Origin of the sequence: Nocardia sp. NBC_00403 (assembly GCF_036046055.1) — a bacterium.
In the GTDB taxonomy this organism is placed as follows: Bacteria; Actinomycetota; Actinomycetes; order Mycobacteriales; family Mycobacteriaceae; genus Nocardia.
This window is the reverse complement of the sequence record NZ_CP107939.1, coordinates 4,821,759-4,845,749: the sequence shown is the minus strand read 5'-3', so window position 1 is coordinate 4,845,749 and position 23,991 is coordinate 4,821,759. Positions and strand designations below refer to the sequence as shown.

General features: G+C 66.8%; 20 protein-coding genes. 17 read left to right on the top strand and 3 right to left on the bottom strand.

Features of this window, described 5'->3' with window-relative positions:
* Positions 1-97: 97 nt before the first annotated feature.
* From OHQ90_RS21490 to OHQ90_RS21435, 12 genes are all read left to right on the top strand, one after another.
* The gene (locus OHQ90_RS21490) at positions 98-1,111 is read left to right on the top strand and encodes a FecCD family ABC transporter permease (protein WP_328412997.1); all 1,014 of its coding nucleotides are present in this window, start codon (positions 98-100) and stop codon (positions 1,109-1,111) included.
* Positions 1,108-1,998, top strand: a complete 891-nt coding sequence (locus OHQ90_RS21485; RefSeq protein WP_328400158.1) for an ABC transporter ATP-binding protein — start codon at positions 1,108-1,110, stop codon at positions 1,996-1,998. Before OHQ90_RS21490 ends, OHQ90_RS21485 begins: the two co-directional genes overlap by 4 nt.
* A gap of 36 nt (positions 1,999-2,034) precedes the next feature.
* The gene (locus OHQ90_RS21480) at positions 2,035-2,427 is read left to right on the top strand and encodes a BlaI/MecI/CopY family transcriptional regulator (protein ID WP_328400153.1); all 393 of its coding nucleotides are present in this window, start codon (positions 2,035-2,037) and stop codon (positions 2,425-2,427) included.
* A gap of 62 nt (positions 2,428-2,489) precedes the next feature.
* On the top strand, positions 2,490-3,428 hold the full coding sequence (locus OHQ90_RS21475; protein WP_328400151.1) for a M56 family metallopeptidase: 939 nt from the start codon (positions 2,490-2,492) through the stop codon (positions 3,426-3,428).
* A 124-nt stretch (positions 3,429-3,552) separates the two neighbouring features.
* Positions 3,553-5,181 carry a DEAD/DEAH box helicase gene (locus OHQ90_RS21470; protein WP_328400149.1) on the top strand — a complete coding sequence of 543 codons (1,629 nt, stop codon included), beginning with the start codon at positions 3,553-3,555 and terminating at the stop codon, positions 5,179-5,181.
* Between the two features lie 3 nt (positions 5,182-5,184).
* On the top strand, positions 5,185-6,030 hold the full coding sequence (locus OHQ90_RS21465; protein ID WP_328400147.1) for a DMT family transporter: 846 nt from the start codon (positions 5,185-5,187) through the stop codon (positions 6,028-6,030).
* A gap of 257 nt (positions 6,031-6,287) precedes the next feature.
* On the top strand, positions 6,288-7,724 hold the full coding sequence (locus OHQ90_RS21460) for a GuaB1 family IMP dehydrogenase-related protein (protein WP_328400145.1): 1,437 nt from the start codon (positions 6,288-6,290) through the stop codon (positions 7,722-7,724).
* 714 nt (positions 7,725-8,438) lie between these two features.
* Positions 8,439-9,836 (top strand): hemolysin family protein, encoded by a 1,398-nt coding sequence (locus tag OHQ90_RS21455; RefSeq protein WP_328412996.1) that lies wholly within the window; start codon positions 8,439-8,441, stop codon positions 9,834-9,836.
* Complete coding sequence (locus tag OHQ90_RS21450) at positions 9,829-10,893, top strand: hemolysin family protein (RefSeq protein ID WP_328400143.1); 1,065 nt, start codon at positions 9,829-9,831, stop codon at positions 10,891-10,893. The genes OHQ90_RS21455 and OHQ90_RS21450 overlap by 8 nt, the downstream gene beginning before the upstream one ends.
* 16 nt (positions 10,894-10,909) lie before the next feature.
* A complete protein-coding gene (locus OHQ90_RS21445; RefSeq protein WP_328400141.1) occupies positions 10,910-11,884 on the top strand; it encodes a 3-methyladenine DNA glycosylase in 975 nt (324 codons plus the stop codon).
* Between the two features lie 231 nt (positions 11,885-12,115).
* Positions 12,116-13,690 (top strand): LVIVD repeat-containing protein, encoded by a 1,575-nt coding sequence (locus tag OHQ90_RS21440; protein WP_328400139.1) that lies wholly within the window; start codon positions 12,116-12,118, stop codon positions 13,688-13,690.
* Positions 13,691-13,791: 101 nt separating this feature from the next.
* Positions 13,792-14,445 carry a DUF305 domain-containing protein gene (locus tag OHQ90_RS21435; RefSeq protein WP_328412994.1) on the top strand — a complete coding sequence of 218 codons (654 nt, stop codon included), beginning with the start codon at positions 13,792-13,794 and terminating at the stop codon, positions 14,443-14,445.
* A gap of 190 nt (positions 14,446-14,635) precedes the next feature.
* On the opposite strand, the gene OHQ90_RS21430 is transcribed toward OHQ90_RS21435, so the two are convergent.
* Together OHQ90_RS21430 and OHQ90_RS21425 are read right to left on the bottom strand one after the other, a co-directional pair.
* On the bottom strand, positions 14,636-15,211 hold the full coding sequence (locus OHQ90_RS21430) for a hypothetical protein (protein ID WP_328400137.1): 576 nt from the start codon (positions 15,209-15,211) through the stop codon (positions 14,636-14,638).
* A gap of 438 nt (positions 15,212-15,649) precedes the next feature.
* On the bottom strand, positions 15,650-17,833 hold the full coding sequence (locus OHQ90_RS21425; RefSeq protein ID WP_328400135.1) for a malate synthase G: 2,184 nt from the start codon (positions 17,831-17,833) through the stop codon (positions 15,650-15,652).
* 274 nt (positions 17,834-18,107) lie between these two features.
* Here OHQ90_RS21425 and OHQ90_RS21420 point away from each other — a divergent pair, with 274 nt between their 5' ends.
* The 4 genes from OHQ90_RS21420 (at position 18,108) to OHQ90_RS21405 (ending at position 21,916) form a co-directional block, all read left to right on the top strand.
* Positions 18,108-18,863 (top strand): SDR family NAD(P)-dependent oxidoreductase, encoded by a 756-nt coding sequence (locus OHQ90_RS21420; protein WP_442941148.1) that lies wholly within the window; start codon positions 18,108-18,110, stop codon positions 18,861-18,863.
* A 73-nt stretch (positions 18,864-18,936) separates the two neighbouring features.
* Positions 18,937-19,986 carry an alcohol dehydrogenase catalytic domain-containing protein gene (locus OHQ90_RS21415; RefSeq protein ID WP_328400131.1) on the top strand — a complete coding sequence of 350 codons (1,050 nt, stop codon included), beginning with the start codon at positions 18,937-18,939 and terminating at the stop codon, positions 19,984-19,986.
* Positions 19,983-20,624: a TetR/AcrR family transcriptional regulator gene (locus OHQ90_RS21410; protein ID WP_328400129.1), complete on the top strand. Its 642-nt coding sequence runs from the start codon at positions 19,983-19,985 to the stop codon at positions 20,622-20,624. The genes OHQ90_RS21415 and OHQ90_RS21410 overlap by 4 nt, the downstream gene beginning before the upstream one ends.
* Positions 20,625-20,626: 2 nt before the next feature.
* Positions 20,627-21,916 (top strand): acyl-CoA dehydrogenase family protein, encoded by a 1,290-nt coding sequence (locus OHQ90_RS21405; RefSeq protein WP_328400127.1) that lies wholly within the window; start codon positions 20,627-20,629, stop codon positions 21,914-21,916.
* A 45-nt stretch (positions 21,917-21,961) separates the two neighbouring features.
* On the opposite strand, the gene OHQ90_RS21400 is transcribed toward OHQ90_RS21405, so the two are convergent.
* Entirely contained in the window at positions 21,962-22,666 is a 705-nt protein-coding gene (locus OHQ90_RS21400; protein ID WP_328412992.1) for a winged helix-turn-helix transcriptional regulator, read from the bottom strand.
* Between the two features lie 88 nt (positions 22,667-22,754).
* On the opposite strand from OHQ90_RS21400, the gene OHQ90_RS21395 reads away from it, so the two are divergent.
* Positions 22,755-23,894, top strand: coding sequence for an acyl-CoA dehydrogenase family protein (locus OHQ90_RS21395; RefSeq protein WP_328400125.1), 1,140 nt, complete (start codon positions 22,755-22,757; stop codon positions 23,892-23,894).
* Positions 23,895-23,991 lie beyond the last annotated feature (97 nt).

Genomic DNA, 23,991 nt, shown 5'->3' with positions numbered 1-23,991 from the left:
GAGCCCACCGTCCGCAGATATCGGCAAGTCCGCGGGGCCCGGCCGCGTTCGCCCCGCCCTGCGCATCGGCCCGCTGTCGCTGGTGCTCCGGCCGACGATGCTGCTGGTCGTGTTGATGCTCGCCGCAGTGCTTTTCGCCATGTTCTGCCTCGACATGACGATCGGCGATGCGCACATTCCCGTCGGCCGGGTCCTCGATGTGCTGACCGGTGGCGGCACGCGCTCTCAACGTTTCATCGTGCTGGAGTCGCGCCTCCCCCGCGCGCTCACCACGGTCGTGGTCGGCGCCGCGCTCGGCCTCGCAGGCGCCCTCACCCAGTCGATCCTGCACAACCCGCTCGCCGCACCGGATGTCCTCGGCATCACCGCGGGAGCGAGCCTCGGCGCGGTGGCGGTCATCGTCGGAACCGGCGGCGCCACAACGGGGTTCGCCGTATCGGCCGGCGCGCCACTTGCCGCACTTGCGGGCGGCCTGCTCACCGCGGTGGCGATCTACCTGCTCGCGTGGGGGCGCAGCCCGACCGGCGACCACGGCGTCACCGGTCTGCGGTTGGTACTGGTCGGCATCGGTGTGAACGCATTCCTCTTGTCCGGTATCAGTTTCCTGCTCACTCGCGCCAGCCTGCAGGACGCGGCACGCGCCCAGCTCTGGCTCAACGGGTCGCTCAACAGCACCGACATGTCCCGGTTGATCCCGGCGGCGCTCGCACTGACCGTCGTCGTTGCGGTTGCGCTCGGCTCGGCCCGCACGCTCGCCGCGCTGCGCCTCGGCACCGAGACCACCAGGGTGCTCGGCGTCCGTATCCAAACGCAGCAGGCGATGCTGATCGGTGCGGCGGTCGTGGCCGCCGCGGTCGCCACCGCGGTCGTCGGCCCGGTCGGTTTCGTGGGCCTGGCCGGACCCCAGATCGCACGCAGATTGCTGCGAACACCCGGCGAACCGCTCATCGGCGCGGCGCTCGTCGGCGCCATCGCGGTGGTCGGGGCGGATGTGGCGTCGCGAACACTGTTTCCGGTGGACTTGCCGGTCGGTGTGGTGACCGCGGCGTTCGGCGGTCCGTTCCTGCTCTACCTGCTCGTGCGTATGAATCGGAAGGCGACCCTGTCATGACTACCGCATCCGCCGAAAGCGTCGACGCACACCGGCTTTCCGCCGAGAACATCACCCTTGGCTACGGCGATCGCGTCATCGTCGACGAACTCTGCATCGACGTCGCCCCCGGCGTGATCACCACCGTCATCGGCCCGAACGGCTGCGGCAAGTCGACGCTGCTGCGCTCGCTCGGCCGCCTGCTGCGACCGCAGCAGGGCCGAGTCCTGTTGGACGGCAAGGCAATCTCGTCGATGAAGACCAAGGATGTCGCCCGCGTGGTCGGCATGCTTCCCCAGTCTCCCATCGCACCGGAAGGGCTGACGGTCGCCGATCTGGTTGCCCGCGGCCGCCACCCGCACCAATCCTGGATCCGGCAGTGGTCGGTCACCGACGAGGCCGAAGTGATGACCGCGCTGGAACAGACCGGCATCGCCGATCTCGCCGACCGCCCGCTCGACGAACTCTCCGGCGGGCAGCGCCAGCGGGCCTGGATCTCGATGGCGCTGGCCCAGGGCACCGACATCCTGCTGCTGGACGAGCCGACCACCTACCTCGATCTCGCGCACTCGGTCGAGGTGCTCGACCTCGTCGACCGGTTGCACGACGACCTCGGACGGACCGTGGTGATGGTGCTGCACGACCTGAATCTGGCCATCCGCTACAGCGACGAACTGATCGTCATGCGCGCGGGCCGGATCGTCGCACAGGGCACACCGGGTGACATCATCGATGCCGAACTGTTGCGTGAGGTGTTCGATCTCGACGCCTCGGTGCTGGAAGACCCGGTGTCCGGTCGGCCGATGATCGTGCCCATCGGCACCAGGCACGTGCGCGCGGCCTACGGGTCGGGGCCGTCAACTATGACAAATGCCACACAGCTATCAGGCAGTTACGACGACGTGTAGTACGCAATTGTGTCGTTGAGTCCGTAAACTTGTGGGATGGCAGGACTTGGTGAACTCGAGAAAGCGGTCATGGACCAGTTGTGGTCGAGTGACGAACCGCAAACGGTCCGGCAAGTGCACGAGGCATTGGCTGCGCGACGTGAGCTCGCCTACACCACCGTGATGACGGTGTTGCAGCGGTTGGCGAAGAAGAACCTCGTCGTCCAGCGGCGCGACGACCGCGCACATCGCTATGCGCCGGTGCACACTCGCGACGAACTGGTCGCCAGTTTGATGTTCGACGCATTGCAACAGGCCGACGAAGCGGGCAGCCGGGCAGCGGCACTCGTCCATTTCGTCGAACAGGTCGGCAGGGATGAGGCTGACGCTTTGCGCGAAGCACTCGCTAAGCTCGAAGCATCCGAGGGCACTGCGCCGCCGTCGCAGTAATCTTGGACCCGGCCTCACAATGCCGTGAGCGCCCTGGCCCCACAACGCAGTGAGCTGAGTCGATGAACGCAACCGCGCCGGTCTTCGCCGGACTCGCTTTGCTTCTCGCGGGGCCTGCCCCAGCACTACTGAGCCGGGCGACCTGGACATACCGGACGCCTCGGGCCGCACTCGTGCTGTGGCAGGCCATCGCGCTGGCCGCCGTGCTCAGCGCATTCGGCTCCGGTCTGGCCATCGCCGCCGAACTGCTCGTCCCGGGACCCGATGGCCGACCGACGACCTCGCCGGCCAGGGAAATCGACGCACTCGGCCTGCCGCTGTGGCTGGCTTATGTCTTCGTCTTCGCGCTCACCCTGATGATCGGCGCCCGGCTGATCTACGCAGTGATCCGAGTTGGCGTGCACACGCGCAGACGGCGCGCTCATCACCGCATGCTGGTCGACCTGCTCGACCAGAGCGGACCGCATCGCCGGGCAGCCGACATCCGGGTGCTCGCCACGACCGAGCCGATCGCCTACTGTCTCCCCGGCTTGCGCCAACGGGTCGTGCTCAGCGAGGGCACGCTCACCAATCTGGCCGATGCCGAAGTCACCGCCATCGTCAGCCACGAACGCTCGCACCTGCGCGCCCGCCACGACCTGGTACTCGAGGCATTCACCGCGGTCCATGAAGCCTTCCCAGTGGTGGTGCGCAGCAGGGCCGCGCTCGGCTCGGTGAAGCTGCTGATCGAACTGCTCGCCGACGACTCCGCCGTAAAGGTGACCGGCCCGACACCGCTCGCGCGGGCGCTGGTCGCCTGTTCGAAGTCCACCGCCCCGCAGGGCGCGCTGGCCGCGGGCGGGCCGACCACGCTCATCCGCATCCAACGACTCGGCGGACGTATCGGCGATATCCGGGTCGCCTCGGCCGCCTATCTCGGCTCGGCGGCCATTCTTGTCGTTCCGACCATGGCCGTCGCGGTACCCTGGTTGGTCGAACTGGATCGGCTGCTCCGCAACTGAATCACTCGGTCCTCGCTGACCACCCGGCCCCAGCACTCTTCCCGAAGGCCGGGCCAACTTTCTCGGCACGCACCACGAGTGCCCGGTTTCCCGCCGCGCCGAGACACGAAAGGCACACACACCTTTGACCTCCTCGCCCCCTGCCACCGCGGCGCCCGCCGTGACCTTCGCCGATCTGGGCCTGCCGGTCCCGCTGGTGCAGGCACTGCGCAACGACGGCATCGAGGCTCCGTTCCCGATCCAGGCCGCGACGGTGCCCGACGCAATGGCGGGCAGGGATGTGCTCGGGCGCGGGCCGACGGGTTCCGGTAAGACGCTCGCCTTCGGGCTGCCCATGCTCGCCCGGCTCGCCGGTGCGTCGGCCAAGCCCGGCAAACCACGCGGACTCGTGCTGGTGCCGACCAGGGAACTGGCCGCACAGATCGAACGCGCACTGGATAACCCGGCGCTTTCGCTCGGTTTGCGGGTTGCCGCAGTGGTCGGAGGTGCGCCGATCAAGCGTCAGGCCGACCGGCTTGCTCGCGGCGTCGACCTGCTGATTGCCACACCTGGCAGGCTGGAAGACCTGGTGAATCAGCGCTCGGCCGACCTCTCTGAAGTCCGCATCACCGCGTTGGACGAGGCCGACCACATGGCCGATATGGGCTTCCTGCCCCAGGTCACCAAGTTGCTGGACCGGACACCGAAAGATGGTCAGCGACTGCTGTTCTCGGCCACACTGGACGGCGAGGTCGACAAGCTCGTCAAGCGCTACCTGGACTCCCCGGTCACGCATTCGACCGCGCCGCCGTCGGCCTCGGTCGCGACCATGTCGCACCATCTGCTGCATCTGCGCAAGATCGACAAGCGCACCGTCATCGCCGAGATCGCCGCCCGCGACGGGCTGACCATCATGTTCGTGCGGACAAAGCACGGCGCCGACCGGCTGGCCAAGCAGTTGCGCGCCGCGGGCATCGCCGCGGGCGCGCTGCACGGCGGCAAGGCGCAGAACAACCGGACCCGGACCCTCGCCGCGTTCTCCGACGGCTCGACCCCGGTTCTGGTGACCACCGACGTCGCCGCGCGCGGTATCCATGTGGACGGGATTTCCCTTGTCGTGCACGTGGACCCGCCTGCCGAGTCCAAGGCCTACCTGCATCGTGCCGGGCGCACGGCCCGCGCGGGCGAGGACGGCGTCGTCGTCACGCTGGTCACCGAGGACGAGCGCGACGACGTCGACAAGATGACCCGCAAGGCGGGTGTGGACATCGACGCGGTGGAGGTGCGGCCGGGAGATCGGCGACTGATCGCGATCACCGGTGCCGGGCAGCCGTCGGGCATACCCGTCGTTGCCGCGGTGGCCAACGACGCAGAGCCGAAGTCCGCGACGGCTGGCGGTCGATCCGGGTCCACGAGCCGCAAGTCCGGCAGTGCCGCGGCAGGCGGTCGCGGGTCGAGCGGGCGCGGCGCACGTTCGGGTGCGCGCGGCGCGGGCGCAGCGAAGACTTCCGGCCGTTCGACAGGCACTTCGGCGGCGGTAGGCCGCGCAGCGGGCGCGACGAAGACGTCACCAGCCGCGGGCCCGGCGTCGTCGTCGAATCGCGCCGCCGGTTCGGCGACGACCGGTCACGCAACGAGTTCGACCGGGCGCGCGACCGGTTCGTCGAACGCCGCGCCGAGCCGGACCACCGCGGGTGACACGCCCGGGAATACACGTCGACGCGCCGGTCGGCCGCAGGGAGTGGCGGGCAACAGCAACCGCATGGCAAACTAACCTATGCCCCACCATCCGCTGGGCGCCATCGTGTGCGCATTGCTCGCGGCGCTGCTGTTCGCAGTCGCCGCGGTCGCCCAGCAGCATGCGGCCGCGGCGGTGCCCGAGGGCGACTCGTTGATCCGCGCACTGCTGCGCAATCCACGGTGGTGGGCTGGGATCCTCGGGGACGCGGGCGGCTTCGCAATGCAGGTCGTTGCGCTCGCGCTGGGCGCGGTGCTTCTCGTCCAGCCGATCCTTGTGAGCATGCTCGTCTTCGCGCTGCCGCTGTCCGCGCGTCTCAATAGACGCACCGTCACCGTACGCACCTGGGCGACCGCCATCGCACTCGTCGCGGCATTGGCGTGCTTCCTGATCGTCGGTGATCCGTCGGAGGGAAATGCCAACGCACCCCTGCACGAGTGGATCGTGCCGCTGGCGATCCTGCTCGGCCTGATCGCCGCCGCGATCGCGATCGGTGCCGCCACCGCGGCCCCGGCCCTGCGCGCGATGCTGCTCGGCACGGCGGGCGGCGCGCTGTTCGGTCTGGCCGCCGCGCTCACCGAATACGTCACGACCTCGTTCGAGCACGGCCTCGGTCAGATACTCGGCAGTTGGCAGACCTGGGCGCTCGTCGCCTCCAGTTTGATCGGTTTCTACCTCCAGCAGCGCGCGTTCCAAGCCGGCCCCCTCGTCGCCTCGCTGCCCGCCATCTGCATCACCGAGCCCTTGGCTGCCGCCTACGTCGGCATCACCGTCCTCGACGAGCGGCTGCGCACCGGCACCATCGGCCTCGTAGTGATCGGCTGCACGGTGATTGTCATGTGCGCGACCACAATCCAGCTCTCACGTGCCCAAGCGGAAGCTTGAAGTCCGACGGACAACCCGGCCGCGGACCGAGAACGGACTCGGCACCACGTAGCCGAACACCGCACCGCCGATCTTCCTCCGCTGCCGCGGATCCGCGGTCATCTGGGCGCGCCTGTCGATGCCAGCAGCCGGCATTGGTCGCGCTGCTCACCCCGCCCCGGCAACCGCCACCGTGTGTGATGGGCGTCTCTCTTATGCCACGCGTCCAATGCTGGGGAATTGCACGCGGCCCCACAGAGCCGGATATCATCGGTTAAGTGCAGTTTCTCCCTGGCCATCAGCCGCCGTATGACCTGACCTACGACGACATCTTCCTCGTCCCGAATCGGACGGATGTCGCGTCGCGGTTCGACGTCGATCTGTCGACTGCCGACGGGTCCGGCACCACCATCCCCATCGTCGTGGCGAATATGACCGCGGTCGCGGGGCGCCGGATGGCCGAGACGGTCGCCCGTCGCGGCGGCATCGTGGTGCTGCCGCAGGATCTGCCCATCAGCGCGGCCGCCGACACCATCGGCTTCGTCAAGAGCCGATCGCTCACCGCCGACACCCCGGTGACCCTCGACCCCGAGCGTTCGGTGTCCGAGGCCGTCGCTCTGATGCACAAGCGCGCCCACGGTGCCGTCGTTGTGGTGGACGGCGGCAAGCCGATCGGCGTCGTCACCGAGGCGTCATGCACCGACGTCGACCGGTTCGCCCGGCTGCGCGACGTCGCGATGACCGATTTCGTGCAGGCCCCGGCCAGCACCTCACCGCGCGACATCTTCGATCTGCTCGAAGCCAAGCATGCCCAGTTGGCCGTGTTGGTCGGCGAGGACGGCTCCCTGGCGGGTGTAATGACTCGCACCGGTTCGGTCCGTGATGGCATCTACCAGCCGAATGTCGACGCCAACAATCAGCTGCGCGTCGCCGCCGCCGTCGGCATCAACGGTGACGTGGCCGCCCGGGCCAAGGCGCTCGCCGACTCCGGCGCCGACCTGCTCGTCATCGACACCGCGCACGGCCACCAGGCCAAGATGCTCGAAACCCTCAGCGCCATCCGCGACCTCGGCCTCGGCGTTCCGTTGGTCGCAGGCAACGTCGTCTCGGCGGCGGGCACTCGCGACCTCGCCGCGGCAGGCGCGGACATCATCAAGGTCGGCGTCGGCCCCGGCGCCATGTGCACCACTCGCATGATGACCGGCGTCGGCCGCCCGCAGTTCTCAGCGGTCGCCGAATGCGCCACCGCGGCAAAGGAACTCGGTGTGCACATCTGGGCGGACGGTGGCGTCCGGCACCCGCGCGACGTCGCACTCGCACTTGCCGCCGGCGCGTCCAACGTGATGATCGGCTCCTGGTTCGCAGGCACCTACGAGTCGCCTGGCGACCTGCGCGTCGACCGCGACGGCAACGCCTACAAGGAGAGCTTCGGCATGGCCTCCAAGCGCGCCGTCGCCGCCCGCACCGCCTCCGACAGCGGTTTCGACCGGGCCCGCAAGGCACTGTTCGAGGAGGGCATCTCCAGCTCACGGATGCGTCTGGATCCGGAGCGCCCCGGCGTCGAGGACCTCATCGACCACATCTGCTCCGGCGTTCGTAGCGCCTGCACTTACGCGGGCGCGCGCAGCCTCGCCGAACTGCACGACAAGGCCGTCCTCGGCGTCCAGTCCGCCGCAGGTTTCGCCGAGGGCCGCCCCCTGCCCAGCGGCTGGTAAACCGGGCGCACTCCATCAGCGGTGCTGCGCGTGCACCTACCCCCGCACGCGCAGCCCAAACCGAACCGCACAACAAAATCATCCTCCAAGTGCGGTCGGCCGCCCGTTTCACCGAAGAACACCCGCACCCAGCAGCGGCCAAGACCAGGCACAAACCATCAATGACGCTGCGCGCGCACCTACCCCCGCACACGCAGCCCAAACCGAACCGCACAACAAAATCATCCTCCAAGTGCGGTCGGCCGCCGGTTTCGCCGATGGAATACCACCCCACAGCGACCAGCAAGAGCCGGGCAGCCCTCTCCAGCAGGCTCGCCTCGTCATGGCACCTGACACCACCCACCCACCCACCCACCACGGAGCGAGTCTTACGAGCGACCGTTCGCGGCCGGCTCGCGTCCGAGCGGCCGAAGCGCATGTGCCGCAGGCACGAGTCTCGGCCGCTCGGACGCGAGCCTCGGGGGCCGCGAACACGCCGCGCCGCAGGCGCGGCCAAAAGACACAGCCGGTAGCATGAGGGTTGCCGGTCTCCGGCATTACAGCTCCCATTCGCGAAAGGAACAAGTTGTCACCCGCGTCCGAGGGCGCCGCACAGGAGGGCTCCTCTACCGAGCCGGGTGACAAACCCGGCGCTCTCCTTCCCGCAGCAGTCCACTCTGATTCAGTTCGATTCCCCGCGGTCGACCGTGCCGCGTCCCGCGGGCGGTGCTGATGATGTCTGTCGTGCTCACCGCGCTCAGCCTGGTCGGTTTCATTGCACTCACCGCAGGCACCGCGCTGTTCGTCGCCGCCGAATTCTCCCTGACCGCACTCGAACGCAGCACCGTCGAGGCGCATGCGCGCACCGGTGACGCACGCTCGCGGATGGTCCGTCAGGCGCATCGCACGCTGTCGTTCCAGCTCTCCGGCGCCCAGCTCGGGATCACCATCACCACACTGATTACCGGCTACATTGCCGAACCGGTGCTGGCCAGGCTGCTGTCCCCGCCGTTCATCGCGCTCGGCGTGAGCGCGGGTGCCGCGCACGGCATCTCGCTGACGCTGGCGCTGGTGCTGGCCACCTCGCTGTCGATGATCTACGGCGAGCTGGTGCCCAAAAACATCGCGATCGCGATGCCGCTCGGCACCGCGCGACTCACCGCGGGTCCGATGATCGCGTTCTCGGTGGTGTTCAAGTGGATGATCCACTTCCTCAACGGCACCGCGAACTGGGTGGTTCGCCGCCTCGGGGTGGAACCCGCGGAGGAATTGCGCTCAGCGCGTTCACCGCAGGAGCTCGGCTCGTTGGTGCGAACGTCTGCGCTGCGCGGCGCGCTCGATCAGCGCACCGCAGTGGTGATCGACCGCTCGCTGCAGTTCGGCGAGCGCAGCGCCGAGGAGTTGATGACTCCGCGTGTCAAGATCGAATCGCTGGACAAGTCCGACACCATCGCCGATCTCATCGCGGCCGCCAGCCGCACCGGGTACTCCCGCTTCCCGGTGATCGACGGGGATCTCGACAACACTCTCGGAGTTGTGCACGTGAAGCAGGCGTTCACCCATACGGCGAGCGTCCGGAGCACCATTCCGCTGCAGTTGCTCGCGCGGCCGGTGCCGATCGTGCCCGCCAGTCTCGACGGTGACGAGGTGCTCGAACGAGTACGCCGCGACGGCATGCAGGTGGCGCTGGTCGTCGACGAATACGGCGGCACCGCAGGCATCGTCACCATGGAGGACATCATCGAGGAGATCCTCGGTGATGTGCGCGACGAGCACGACGAAGAGGAGCGCGACGTCCGCCGGGTCTCCGACGGGTGGGACTGCTCTGGTCTGCTGCGTATCGACGAGGTGTCGCGCGCGACCGGATACGACGCACCCGAAGGTGAATACGAGACGCTCGGCGGCCTCGTGCTCACCCGGCTCGGCCGCATTCCGGTGACCGGTGACGAGGTGGTGCTACCGAATCCGGGTTCGCACAACCGACCGTCGAATGACTCGGACGAAGGCGGCTGGATCGCCAGGATCGAACGGATGGACGGGCGGCGCATCGACCGCGTGCGGTTGATTCCCGTCTCCTCCGAGGTGCTGCATTCCCGTGTGCACCACGCAGACCAGGAGCACAGTCGTGGGTGATCTGTTCGGAGTGCTGCTCACGGTGGTGCTGCTCGCGGGCAATGCCTTCTTCGTCGCCGCCGAATTCGCGCTGATCTCGGCCCGCCGGGACCGTCTGGAAGCGCTTGCGGCACAGGGCAAGCGCAATGCGACCACGGTGATCCGGGCGGGTGAGAACCTGTCGATGATGCTCGCCGCGGCACAGCTCGGCATCACCATCTGCTCGATCCTGCTCGGCCGAGTCGGCGAGCCCGCGGTGGCGCATCTGCTGGAGGGCCCGTTCGAGCTGGTCGGCCTGCCGGATCAGCTGCTGCATCCGGTTGCCTTCGCCGTCGCGCTGACGATCGTGGTGATCCTGCACATCCTGTTCGGCGAGATGATCCCGAAGAACATCGCGCTGGCGGGTCCGGAACGCAGCGCGCTGCTGCTGGTTCCGATCCACCTGGCGTGGCTGCGGCTGGCCCGCCCGCTCATCGCGATCTACAACATGGCCGCGAACCTGTCGTTGCGGCTGCTGCGGATCGAGCCGAAAGACGAGCTCAATGCCACCGTCTCCAGCGTCGAGCTGGCCGAGATGATCGGGGAATCCCGGTCGGAGGGACTTCTCGACGAGGAGGAGCACCGGCGACTGACCCAGGCGCTCGGCACGTCCGATCGCGTGGTCGCCGATGTCGTGGTGCCACTGGAAACAACCAGGTCGGTCCCATTGCGCGGCAACGGAACCACGCTCGGCGACATCGAGTCCGCCGTCGCGGAGACCGGTTTCTCCCGTTATCCGGTCCGCGCCGTCGATGGATCGCTGGTCGGTTATCTGCACGTGAAGGATGTGCTCGACAAGGTCGCCGATGAGACGGCCGGACCGAACACCCCTATCCCGCGCACCGATATTCGGCCGCTGCCGACGGTGAGCATGGGCACCACGTTGTACGAGGCGCTTGCGCGGCTGCGCCGCACCAACAGCCACCTCGGCCGGGTGGTGGACAGTCGCGGCAACACCACCGGCATCGTCGCACTCGAGGATCTGGTGGAGGAGTTCGTCGGCACGGTCCGTGACAACACGCACCGAGTGATCGAATGAGGCAGGTCCCGTTCGAATGAGTCTGCGCGTACTGCCCGAGGCGCAGTGGCGAGCCCACGCCGCTGCGCATCGGGCACGGCTGGATGAACTCGTCGGGCCCTATCTCCAACGGCGGGCGGCGGGGTCGTCGCATCCGGTGATCGACTTCCTGTTCACCTACTACGGGCACAAGCCCGCGCAGTTGCGGCGCTGGCATCCCGGCTACGGGGTGGCACTCGCAGGCGCGGCCGAATACGAGGGCGCTCGCGGATACCATCGCGTCGTGCCGACCGGCGATCTCGCGGCGAATCCGAGCACCACCGAGCTCGCCGGCGACGGTTCGCGAATCGGATCCGATTCCGGCAGTAGCACGTTCACCGCCGATCCCGCGTATCTCGCACGGCGTCGGGACACCATCGAGTTCGTCGCGAACCTGTTGCGCGCCACCGCATCTCGACCCGCACAGCTGTCCTGTTTCGGGTTACACGAGTGGGCTATGGTCTATCGCACCGACGACGTCCGCCACCAGCAGGTCCCGCTGCGGTTGGGCAGGACAGGCACCGACGAGGTCGTGGAATCGATGTCGCTGCGCTGCACCCACTACGACGCCTTCCGTTTTTTCACGCCGGAAGCGATCGGGCGAAATATCGAGCCGCTGACGCGCGCGGACCAGGTATCCCGCGAACAGCCCGGCTGCTTGCACGCCAACATGGACCTCTACAAATGGGGTTTCAAACTGGCCCCGCTCATCGCCTCGGACATGTTACTGGACTTCTTCGAGTTCGCCTGCGCCGCACGGGAACTGGATATGCGCGCGAGTCCGTACGATCTCTCCGCCTACGGGTACGAGCCGGTGCGCATCGAAACGCCGACAGGACGAGCCGAATACGTCCGAGCACAGTCGAACCTCGCGAAACAATCGGTTCGACTCAGACAGCGCCTTCTAGAGCTCTGCGACGCGTTGCTCGCCGTCGACACGCAGGCGCTCGACACCTCCCTGCTCAGCAGCTAGTACCTCGCAGATCTAGACCCGGTTCATCCCCCGGCCACCCGCGCCGACCAGCCCCGGGTCCGGCGATCTCGGTGAGCATCATGCCTTCCGAACAACCCGAGCATCTGGAATTATCTCCAAACCACTGCCATAAGTTACTGAGTATTACTACTATTCAGTCAGTTCGCGCCTGCTGACTGAGTCAGCGCGGCCGGCATGGTTCGAGATCGAAGAAAGTTGGGGGATGCAACGATGCGCCCATTGGTGAGGATTCGCCGCGCCCGCACGCTGGCATTGGTCGCCACCGCGATGATTGCCGCGATGATGGTGCCCAGCAGCGCGTCGGCCGATCTACAGTCCGATATCGCCACCTTCGTCCAGGAATTCCTCGATGTCGGCCGCACATCGGTGCCGCGTGCGGACTGCGGGCCGGGGTCGATGCCGGAAACCGGCCTGCAGGGCGACGTGCCTGCCGCCGACCGCGACAGTCGGCGCAGCACCCAAGGCTACCGGTGCAATATGACCATGCTCGGCGGCTTCGCAGGGCGCGGCGCGGGCATCACCTCGACCAGCTACGAGAACTGCGCGTACATGGGCTCGTTCTTTCCCGGCGACTTGATCAGCGAGGGCCGCGGCGTCCAGGTGCTCGACGTGTCCGATCCGGTGAACCCGCGGCCGACGGCGACCTTGACCGAACCCGCCATGCTCGCGGGCACCTGGGAGAGCCTGAAGGTCAATGCCGCTCGCAAGTTACTGGTCGGCACCGGCGTTCCCGTCGGTGAGGGCGTCGGCTACCTATCGGTCTACGACATCTCCGATTGCGCACATCCGCGCCTGCTCAATCCTGGCGCAGGTACGAATCTACTGATGCCACTGCCGATCACCACCCACGAGGGTGGCTTCTCTCCTGACGGCAACACGTATTGGGCCTCCGGTGTCGCCCCCGGCTTCGTCAGCGCCGTCGACCTCACCGATCCGGCCGACCCGCGTGTCATCTGGCAGGGCCTGACCGGTATCGAGGCACACGGCTTCGGCATCAGCGCCGACGGCAATCGGATGTACCTGTCGGCGCTGGGCGGCTTCACCGTGCTCGATATCAGCGCAGTGCAACGACGCGACCCCAACCCACAGGTGCAGCACATCGGGCGGACGTTCTGGACCGACGGCTGGGCCACCCAGCACAGCATTCCGGTCAGCTACAGCGGCAAGCCCTACCTCTACACCGTCGACGAAGGTGGTTCCGGCGGTGTGAAACTCATCGATATCTCCGATGACACCGCCCCCAAGGTCGCGGGCAAGATCAAGCTGGAGATCAACCTGCCGCAACACATCGACGCCAATATCGGTTCGTCCATGGGCGGTTCGGTCTTCGCCTACGAATCGCACTACTGCGCCGCCGACCGACCGACCGACCCCACCGCACTGGCCTGCGGCTGGATCTCCTCCGGTATCCGCGTCTTCGATATCCGCAACCCGCACGACATTCACGAGATCGCCTACTTCAATCCGCCGGCCCGCACCGACCAGAACCTGTCGCTCTGGAACTCCCCGCACGCTTTGGCCTCGATCATCGGCGTCCCGCTGATGACCGCGCCGCCTGCGGCCCGCGCGGTGCTCGAAGGACAGTTCAACCCCTGGGACGCCATCACCCCGCGCACCGGCAAGCTCGCCTTCGGCGACGTCTCCACCGACTGGTGCTTCTCCCCGCCGGAGTGGCGCGGCGATCAGCTCTACGTCGCCTGCTCCGACAACGGATTCATGGTGCTGCAACTCGACAACGATGTGTACAGCCCGCCCGCCGACCAGCAATCGATCGTCGGGTCGTAGGCAAATTGTCCAGCTCGATCCGAACAGACGCCGACGCAATCCGCCCGGACGTGGCCGGCGCGAGCGATGCCGATGCTCACCGGGACGGCTCGCGCACAGCGATCTGGCACACCGGTCGTATCAAGGTTGCCGCAATCGCCTCGTCGGCTTTCGCGCTGCTGGTGATCGGGGCAGCACTGCGCCCACTCGTTCTCCCCGAACACCACACCGCCACACCGATTCTCACCTCGGTCGAGGTCGGCTTCGCCCAGGATATGACCGCGCACCATCAACAGGCCCTGATCATGGTGCAACGCCTGGACCGCAGCGCGGACCCCACCGTTCTGCGCCTCGCACAGCAGCTCGCCGACGTGCAACGCATCGAAATCGGCACCATGCTCGGCTGGCTCCGCCTCACGAACGAGACCCCCTTGTCCCCACACCCCATGGCCTGGATGCACACCGAAGAACCCGCGCCGCACCACCATTCGGTAGCCGCCCCCGATCACCCGCCGGACACCACCATGCCGGGGCTGGCGACCATGTCCGAACTCGACGCCCTCGCCACCGCCCGCGGTCGCGACGCTGCAATCCTCTTCTTACAACTCATGTTCCGCCACCACCAGGGTGGCCTCACTATGTCCCAGGCCGCCGACCGACTCCTCCCCTCCGGCCCGGTCAAAGAATCCGCCCGCTCCATGTTCCAATCCCAAAGCCAAGAAACGGGTGTAATCAGCGTTCTGCTGACCCAGCTCGGCGCCCAGCCCCTCCCTTGATGCCGCCGCACTGTCAAAAACAGGGAGCCGAGATCGCCGGCTGTACCGCTGCGCTCGACTCATGGAGCGGAGCGACAGCTAGCACGTTGAAGGAGGTGCTCGGCGAGTAAGTCACGCAATCGGCGGATCGCTCGACGCAGGTATCGTCGATCATGATCAGGGAGGAAGTGCCGGAGCTCCACCTGAGGCCTCAGGACGAGTCGACGAACCGGTACCAGCGCCCATCGTAGGGCCGATATTCGACACCTCGTTCGGCCGGTGGACCCAGACTCGGCGGCGCATTTTCGGGCGGGAAGTAGGCGAAGCCTTCCGAAACTTTCGATGTCCCTTGGACATAGAACAGACAGCCGCCGTCACGCGGAGTGATGGCGATGATGGCGTAGACACCGAGCCTGGTGCGAGGCCCGGGGTTGGCACAATCGATCGACTGGTCTTCGAGGATGCCTCGCGACACCTGCCAGCCCGCTTCCTGCGGGACCTCGAACCAGACCAGCGCGGCGAGCGCAGTGATCGACAAGGGCACCGCGAGGCTGAGCTGAATGGTGTGATACCGAATCAGACCGATCAGGCCGAAGAACAGCGCGACCACGCTGACCACCGAAAGACCCACCCACAGTAGCACTTTGGTGAAATGATCCCCGAAGGATGCCAACTCCCAGCACAGCGCGGCGCACACGACCGCGACCACACAGGTGAGGAAACCCATCCACAGAACGAACCAGCGCGGCGGGCCCGAACGCGCGCGGGCGGTGGCGACACTGTTCATGCCAACAAGATACGGCGCAGAGAGGTGGCCCGAGCCGCAATCGCGCGTCCTCGAGCGCACTACGCGCCGAGCGGGGTTGGCGTCCGATGAGCAAACATCCGCCGGATAAAGAAACCCCTGGCCGTGGCGACCGAAAACGACGGCCACGAGCCAGGGGCTCGGATGCTAGACGATCAGCTCGGTGTCACAGCGGCGGAAAACCGGCCGAGCCGGTGACAGCCCAATTCCAGAACGACGCGGCGCGGTTGGCCACCAGGGCGATCACATCAAGGACAACGCTTCCCATAAAACTTCCTCACATCGGGCGTCTGCAGTGCAGGCCAAGAGTAACGGATAGGCATCGGGCCCTGAATTCGCCGGCCACCCGACAGCGACCTTCGCGTGATAGCCGAACTCCCTGGTCGACATCGTGCCGACCAGGGAGTTCACCGTCGAAACTCAGAGGCAGTCCAGCGCCTTGGCCTCACGGCGGCGGCGGTGCAGGATCGGCTCGGTGTAGCCGTTGGGCTGCTTGGTGCCCTCGAGGACCAGTTCCTTGGCGGCCTGGAAAGCAATGCTGCCCGCGAAGTCCGGCGCCAGCGGCCGGTAGTTCGGGTCGCCCGCGTTCTGCTTGTCCACCACTGGCGCCATCCGCTCCAAACTGGCCAGCACCTCGCCGGCAGTGACGACGCCGTGGCGCAGCCAGTTCGCCATCAGCTGGCTCGAAATGCGCAGCGTCGCACGGTCTTCCATGAGGCCGACGTCGCGAATGTCGGGCACCTTGGAGCAGCCGACACCCTGGTCGATCCAGCGCACCACGTAGCCGAGGATGCCCTGCGAGTTGTTGTCCAGCTCCTGCTGCTTCTCCTCGGCCGACCAGTTCGGGTTCGCGGCCAGCGGGATCTCCAGGATCTGGTCGACCGTGGCGCGGCGGCCACCTGCGGCGATCTCCTGCTGGCGCTCGAAGACATTCACCTGGTGGTAATGGGTGGCGTGCAAGGTGGCCGCGGTCGGCGAGGGCACCCATGCGGTGTTCGCGCCCGCACGCGGGTGGCCGATCTTCTGCTCGAGCATGTCGTGCATCAGATCCGGCATCGCCCACATGCCCTTGCCGATCTGCGCCTTGCCGGGCAGGCCGGTGGTCAAGCCGGTGTCGACGTTCCAGTCCTCGTAGGACAGGATCCACTGCTGCTGCTTCATTTCGGCCTTGCGGACCATCGGCCCGGCCTCCATGGAGGTGTGGATCTCGTCGCCGGTGCGGTCGAGGAAGCCGGTGTTGATGAACACGACCCGCTCACGGGCGGCCTCGATACACGCCTTCAGGTTCACCGTGGTGCGGCGCTCCTCGTCCATGATGCCGACCTTCAGGGTGTTGCGCGGCAGGCCGAGCACGTCCTCGATCCGGCCGAACAGCTCATTGGTGAAGGCGACCTCGTCGGGGCCGTGCATCTTCGGCTTCACGATGTAGACCGAGCCGGTGCGGCTGTTCTTCAGCTTGGTGTCGCCTTGGAGGCTGTGGGTGGCGATCAGCGAGGTGATCAGGCCGTCCATGATGCCTTCCGGCACCTCGTAGCCATCGGAGTCGATGATCGCGTCGCTGGTCATCAGGTGACCGACGTTGCGCACGAACAGCAGCGAACGGCCGTGCAGCACCAGCTCGCCACCGTCGATGGCGGTGTAGACGCGGTCGGGGTTCATGGTGCGGGTGAAGGTCTTCTCGCCCTTGCTGACCTTCTCCGCCAGATCGCCCTTCATCAGGCCGAGCCAGTTGTGGTAGCAGAGGACCTTGTCCTCGGCGTCCACCGCGGCGACCGAATCCTCGAAGTCCATGATCGTGGTGATTGCGGACTCCAGCACCACGTCCTTGACACCAGCAGGGTCGGTCTTGCCGATCGGCGAGGAGCCGTCGATCTGGATCTCAGCGTGCAATCCGTTGTGCCTCAGCAGCACCGAGGTCGGCGAGGCCGGGTCACCCAGGTAGCCGACCAGCTCGGCGCCGTCGGCGGCCAGCGTGGTCACCTCGTCGTTGGCCAGCGTGATGGCCAGCGCGCCGTTCTCGATGGCGTAATGCGTCGAGCTACGGTGCGAGCCGTTGGCCAGCGGTGCCGCGGTGTCGAGGAAAGCACGAGCGAACTCGATCACCCGGGCGCCGCGGACCGGGTTGTAGCTGGTGCCCTTCTCCGCGCCGTCGGCCTCGGAGATGGCGTCGGTGCCGTAGAGCGCGTCGTAGAGCGAGCCCCAGCGCGCGTTGGCGGCGTTGATCGCGAAGCGCGCATTCATCACCGGAACCACGAGCTGCGGACCTGCGGTGACGGCGATCTCGGTGTCCACGTTCTCGGTGGCGATCGCGAAGTCGGCCGGTTCCGGGCGCAGGTAGCCGATCTCGCCGAGGAAGCTCTTGTAAGCGGCCTTGTCATAGTTCGCGCCGGCATGCTCGGCGTGCCAGGCGTCGAGTTTGCCCTGGATCTCGTCGCGTTCGGCCAGCAGGACACGGTTGCGCGGAGCGAGGTCATTGATGACCTGCTCGGCGCCGGCCCAGAACGCGGCGGAATCTACGCCGGTACCGGGGAGCGCCTCGTTCTCGATGAACTCGTGGAGAACGCTGGCCACCTGGAGCCCGCCGACCTGAATCCGCTCTGTCATCTACTGCCTCACTTTTGAGAAAGTCGGGTAGGAAAATCGCCGCCAATGTTACCCGTGGGTAGTGACACCTCGATGCGTCGGGTCGACGCGTCGCACTTGCGGCGCCTGCTGCCACAGCATTCCGCCACGCCGACCATCGGGCGCCCATTCGTCTGCGCGTCCAAAGGGTGCGACGGAAGGTCGTGCAGACCCTTGATTGTATCGGCCGGTACATTTAATGTACTGATTGGAACATTTCCTATAGGTTCGTATGCCTAGACCAATGGAGTGCAGGGTGTCGTTGCCGGGACAGTCGTTGTCGGACAAGGTCGTGCTGGTCACCGGGGGAAGTCGGGGCCTCGGCAGGGAGATGGTGCTCGCGTTCGCAGGAGCGGGCGCCGACGTTGTGATCGCCAGCCGCAAGCTCGACGGGTGCGTCGAGCTCGCCGACGAGGTGCGCAGCACCTACGGTCGCCGGGCCTTGCCGGTGGCATGCAATGTCAGCGATTGGGCGCAGTGCGATGCACTGGTCGACACCGTCTACGCCGAATTCGGCACGGTCGACGTGCTGGTCAACAACGCGGGAATGTCGCTGCTGTATCCGAGCCTGGACCAGGTGACCGAAGCGATGTTCGACAAGGTGATCGGGGTGAACCTCAAGGGTCCGTTCCGCCTGTCCGCTGTGATCGGCACGCGCATGGCGGCTGGGAGCGGCGGTTCGATCATCAATATCTCCTCGATCGAGGCGGCACGGCCGGAGCCGCTCGCGGTTCCCTACGCGGCGGCGAAGGCCGGGTTGTCCAATCTGACCGGCGGTCTTGCACAGACATTCGGACCGACAGTGCGCGTCAACACCATTCAGTGCGGCGCCTTCGCCACTGATATCGCCAAGTCGTGGCCCGACGAGCTACGGGCCGAGATGACCAGACATAACGCACTGGCCCGGGTCGGCGAACCGAACGAGATCGTCGGCGCCGCGCTCTTCTTCGCCACCGATGCCTCGGCATTCTGCACCGGAGCCACCCTCGCTCTGGATGGCGGCTGGCGATGAAAGCACCTGAATACCAAGAAACCCCAACGATTTCGCGCAACACAGCACTCGACTATGTGGAGGGCAGCATCCGATGAAGGCATTGACCTACGTGGGCCCGCAGCAGATTTCGTTCACCGAAGTGCCCGATCCGGCGTTGCCGGGGCGCGACGGGGCAATCATCCGCGTCACAGCGGCGGGCATCTGTGGTAGCGACCTGCACATCTATGCCGGACACGGCTTCACCGACGGCACCGGATATACCGTCGGCCATGAAGCGGTCGGCGAGATCGTCGAACTCGGTCCCGATGTCGAAGGTTTCGCGATCGGCGACCGGGTGCTCGCCTCCGCCTCGGTCGGCTGCGGTCGGTGCGCGCAGTGCAAGCGTGGCATCGTCGCCGCCTGCGAACGCCATCCCCTGCCGATCGATGCCTGCTACGGGCTGGGCGGGTCGCTGGCAGGCACGCAGGCCGAACTACTCGCGGTCCCCCATGCCGAAGGAAACTTGGTGCGCCTACCCGACGCGGTCGGCGACGAGGCCGCGGTCGTGCTGACCGATAACGCCCCCACCGCCTGGTACGGAGCGCGCCGGGCCCGCATCGCACCCGGTGACACCGTGGTGGTCATCGGGCTCGGGCCGGTGGGGCTGATGGCGGTCCAGTCGGCGTTCGCGATGGGCGCCGCGCGGGTGCTCGGCGTCGATCTGGTCGGCGAGCGCCGCAAGCGGGCCGCCGAATTGGGTGCAGAGCCCATCGAGTCCGACGATCCCAAGGCCGCCATCCGCGACATGCTCGGCGGCGGTGCGGATGTCGCGCTGGAGGCGGTCGGCGCCGACGCGACGATCAAGCTCGCCATCAGTGCGGTCGGACATCGTGGGCGGGTCAGCGTGGTCGGAGTGAGCCAGAATCGAGCGTTCCCTTTCCATATGCAGCTGGCGCAGGTCAAGGAGCTCGAGTTCCACATCGGGCTGTGTTCGATCCAATACGAATTGCCCGCGCTGCTTCGTCTCACGGCGGCCGGGCGGCTGACTCCGGAAGCGGTTGTGTCGCATCGACTCCCGATGTCCGAGGGGCCGAGTGCCTACCGGATGTTCGCCGAACGAGCCGACGGCGTCTCCAAAGTCGTGCTGGATCCATGCCGATGACCGATATCGCCACTCCACGCCGTCGCGGTCGCCCGCCCGCGACGGAAACAACTGCCGAGGCGACCCGCGAGCGCATTGTGGATGCCGCCGTGGAACTGTTCGCGGAGAAGGGTTTCCACGGTACCGGCGTGGCCGAAATCGGTGATCGGGCCGGGGTGCAGCGCGGCGCGCTCTACTACCACATCGGGTCCAAAGAAGAACTACTGTGGCAGATCCTGCGGGACTACATCCAATTGATGCTCATCGATGCCCAACAGATCGCCGATAACGACGACGACCCGATCACCAAGCTGCGCAAGCTGATCCACAGCCACGTCGACCTGATCGTACGGCACCGTCGCGAGGTCGCCATCCAATTGCGTGACGTGACGGCATTGACCGGCGAGCGCGGCAGCCAACTGCAAGACCTGCGCGATCAGGTGCAGCACTGCTGGCAGCGCGTCATCGACGCGGGCTGCGCGGCCGGACTGTTGCGCACCGACGACCATGTCGTCACCAACAGCGTGCTCGGCATGCTGAACATGGTGACGTTCTGGTACCGCCCGCATGGCGGTCACACACCCGAAGAGATCGCCGACATCCTCGCGACCACCTTCCTCGACGGCATTGTGCGCCCGACCGAACAGACGAAAGGCTGACCATGGCTTGGGAATTCGAAACCGACCCGGAATATCAGAAGAAACTGGACTGGGCAGCGGAATTCGTCCGCACCGAGGTGGAGCCGCTGGATCTGCTCTACCCGAATCCCTACGACCGCACCAACACCGAAGCCATGGCTCTGATGCGGCCACTCAAGGAGCAGGTGAAGGCCCAAGGCCTGTGGGCCTGTCACCTGGGTCCCGAACTCGGCGGCCCCGGCTACGGACAGATGAAGCTCGCGCTGCTCAACGAGGTGCTCGGCACCTCGATGTGGGCGCCCTCGGTATTCGGTTGTCAGGCACCGGATTCCGGCAACGCGGAAATTCTCGCGCACTACGGCACGCCGGAGCAGAAGGCGAAGTACCTCGAACCGTTGCTGTCCGGTGAGATCGGATCCTGCTATGTGATGACCGAGCCGACCGGCGGCTCCGATCCGACGACATTCAAGACGACGGCCGTGCGCGACGGCGACTCCTGGGTGATCAACGGTGAGAAGTGGTTCAACTCGAACGCGCAGTTCGCGAGCTTCCACATCGTCATGGTGGTCACCGACACCGAAGTCAGCGCGTACCAGGGTATGTCGATGTTCATCGTGCCCGCCGACACCCCCGGCCTCGAGATCGTCAAGAACTTCCATGTCCACGGCTTCAGCGAGCACGAGGGCCACCTGCGCTTCACCGACGTCCGGGTCCCCGCCGACCATCTGCTCGGCGCCGAAGGTCAGGGTTTCGTCGTGGCCCAGACCCGTCTCGGCGGCGGCCGCGTGCATCACGCCATGCGCACGGTCGCGTTGGTGCGCAAGGCCTTCGACATGATGGCTGAGCGCGCCGTCTCCCGGCCGATGCGCAAAGGACCGCTGGCGGGACTGCAGATGACGCAGGAACGTATCGCCGACAGCTGGATCGAGATGGAGCAGTTCCGGCTACTGGTGCTGCGCACCGCGTGGCGCATCGATAAGGAACAGGACTACTTGAAGGTGCGCAAGGACATTGCCGCCATCAAGGTCGCGATGCCCAAGGTGATGCACGATATCGCGCAGCGCGCACTGCATCTGCACGGCGCCATCGGCGTCAGCACCGATCTCCCGTTCGTCGACATGATGAACTACGCCGAGGTCATGGCCATTGCCGATGGACCGACCGAGGTCCACAAGATCACGCTGGCCAAGGAGGTCCTGAAGGACTACGCACCGGGCGATCCGGTCTATCCGAGCGGCTATCGCCCGGCGCTGCGCGAACAGGCACGCGAACTGGTGGCGCGCCGTCTCGAGCACCTCGTCGGGAACCTCTGACGCGACACCCTATCGGCCCCGCCCGCCCGGCGATTCACGGCGCCGCTACGAGGCGCGGGTGGCGGGATCGAGGGTGGATAGCGAATCCGAGTACGGCGCAACGGGGCTCAGTTTCAGTACCGAGGGCATGCGGCGGGTCAGTGCGGACGGGCCCGCGAATTCGACGCGGCCCGTTCGCACGGCGTGCGACAGGGGCATGCGGCCGAGCCAGACCTGGTAGAGCGAGGCCATGTCTGCGGTGATCGTGACGTCGACCGGGTAGCCGGGGTCACCGACGCAGACCGAGGCGATGCCGGACTCGACGACGATCCAGTAGCGGCGGACCTCGTCGCGGAAGCGGACCGCGAACACGTGCCGTTTGCCGGGGAACGACGAGGTGTCCAGCCGGGAGTGCATCCACCAGACCAGCAGACCCGGGTCGAGTTCCTCCTGCCGCGGTTCGCCGAAGGTCCAGCGGGCGCCCCATTCGCCGAGGCCGAACAGGATCGGTTCCAACTCCTGCCCGGCCGCGGTGAGCAGGTAGTTGCCGCCCGCCGTCTCGACGAGACCGGCACGCTCGAATTGGCGCAGCCGTTTGGCGAGCAGGCTGCGCGACAGCCCGGGCAGCCCGCGGACGAGGTCGTTGAATCGGGACGTGCCGATGAGCAGGTCGCGCAGGATGAGTAACGACCAGCGCTCACCGAGCACGTCGAGGGCCCGCGAGATCGGGCAGTACTGGCCGTACCCCGCAGTCGATGGGTGGTGGATCATGGTCACCTCACGAAGGGTCCTACTTCTGAACCGGGAGAGTCCACTTTGTGGACTATCCGTTTATCGCGGCCGTTCCTAACTTCGAAACATGACAACTACCGCTGTAGACACCACCCGGACCGCCACCGACTGGATCGCCCTCGCGCGGCAGATCGGCCAAAACCTGAGCCCAGGCGTCGCCGAACGCGACCGGACCGGCGACATCGCCGAGGACGCCTACGACCTGCTGCGCACCGCCGGACTCACGGCCGCGCTCGTGCCCACCGAATTCGGCGGCGGCGGAGCCACCCACCAGGAGATGGGTGCGGTCCTGCGCGAACTCGGCCGTCACGACCCGTCCACGGCGGTCGCCTTCGCCATGCATTCGCATCTGGTGGCCGCGCAAGTGTGGCGGCATCACCACGGAATCGACGCCACACCGGTCTTCACCAAGGTGGCGGCGGGCGCGATCCTGGTCAGTACCGGCGCCTCGGACTGGGTGGACTCCAATGGCCGGGCCTCGCGGGTCGCGGGCGGCTTCCGCGTCAGCGCGCGCAAGGCTCCCGCCAGCGGTTGCGAGGTCGGCACGGTGCTCGTCACCAGCATCCGATGGGACGACGCACCCGAAGGGCCGCAGGTGCTGCACTGCGCGATCCCGCGCTCCGCCAACGGCGTACGGATCGAAAGAACGTGGGACACACTCGGTTTGCGAGCCAGCGGATCACACACCGTGGTCTTCGACGAGGTCTTCGTGCCCGATGCCGCGGTCTCGATGGTCCGCCCGGTCGGCGTCTGGCCGCCGGTGCTGAACGTGGTGATCGGCGCGGCCATGCCGCTGGTCATGGCCGCCTGTCTCGGCATCGCCGACGGCGCCATCGAATCGGCCGCCCTGCTGGTAGCCGACCGCACCGACCCGCACACCTTCCAGTTGGCGGGCGAAATGACCAACGCCCACACCACCGCAGCCGACCTGATCGCTGCCATGTTCACCGACTCCGACAATCTGCGCTTCGACAACACCGATGCCTACGCCGCCCGCACACTAAGCCGCAAGACGGTGGCCGCCGAGGCTCTCATCTCGGCCGTCCGCTTCGCCATCGACACCGTCGGCGGTCTGGGCTATTCCCGCACCTGCGATATCGAAATGCGCTACCGCGACGTGCACGGCAGTCTGTTCCACCCGCTCCCGCGGGCCAAGCAGACTCGGTTCAGCGGACGCGTGCTGTTGGGGCACTCCCCGATCGGCTGAACACGACGTGCGGGTCTCTCGAAACAACACACCGGCGTTAACACGCCGCGCCGAGCACTCCAGATGACCAGTCGGGGGCGAAATCCGCCACCACGAG

Coding starts and splice junctions, on each gene's coding strand:
- OHQ90_RS21490 (WP_328412997.1), top strand. CDS start 98: ATGCTGCTGGTCGTGTTGATGCTCGCCGCAGTGCTTTTCGCCATGTTC.
- OHQ90_RS21485 (WP_328400158.1), top strand. CDS start 1,108: ATGACTACCGCATCCGCCGAAAGCGTCGACGCACACCGGCTTTCCGCC.
- OHQ90_RS21480 (WP_328400153.1), top strand. CDS start 2,035: ATGGCAGGACTTGGTGAACTCGAGAAAGCGGTCATGGACCAGTTGTGG.
- OHQ90_RS21475 (WP_328400151.1), top strand. CDS start 2,490: ATGAACGCAACCGCGCCGGTCTTCGCCGGACTCGCTTTGCTTCTCGCG.
- OHQ90_RS21465 (WP_328400147.1), top strand. CDS start 5,185: ATGCCCCACCATCCGCTGGGCGCCATCGTGTGCGCATTGCTCGCGGCG.
- OHQ90_RS21455 (WP_328412996.1), top strand. CDS start 8,439: ATGTCTGTCGTGCTCACCGCGCTCAGCCTGGTCGGTTTCATTGCACTC.
- OHQ90_RS21445 (WP_328400141.1), top strand. CDS start 10,910: ATGAGTCTGCGCGTACTGCCCGAGGCGCAGTGGCGAGCCCACGCCGCT.
- OHQ90_RS21440 (WP_328400139.1), top strand. CDS start 12,116: ATGCGCCCATTGGTGAGGATTCGCCGCGCCCGCACGCTGGCATTGGTC.
- OHQ90_RS21430 (WP_328400137.1), bottom strand. CDS start 15,211: ATGAACAGTGTCGCCACCGCCCGCGCGCGTTCGGGCCCGCCGCGCTGG.
- OHQ90_RS21425 (WP_328400135.1), bottom strand. CDS start 17,833: ATGACAGAGCGGATTCAGGTCGGCGGGCTCCAGGTGGCCAGCGTTCTC.
- OHQ90_RS21415 (WP_328400131.1), top strand. CDS start 18,937: ATGAAGGCATTGACCTACGTGGGCCCGCAGCAGATTTCGTTCACCGAA.
- OHQ90_RS21410 (WP_328400129.1), top strand. CDS start 19,983: ATGACCGATATCGCCACTCCACGCCGTCGCGGTCGCCCGCCCGCGACG.
- OHQ90_RS21405 (WP_328400127.1), top strand. CDS start 20,627: ATGGCTTGGGAATTCGAAACCGACCCGGAATATCAGAAGAAACTGGAC.
- OHQ90_RS21400 (WP_328412992.1), bottom strand. CDS start 22,666: ATGATCCACCACCCATCGACTGCGGGGTACGGCCAGTACTGCCCGATC.
- OHQ90_RS21395 (WP_328400125.1), top strand. CDS start 22,755: ATGACAACTACCGCTGTAGACACCACCCGGACCGCCACCGACTGGATC.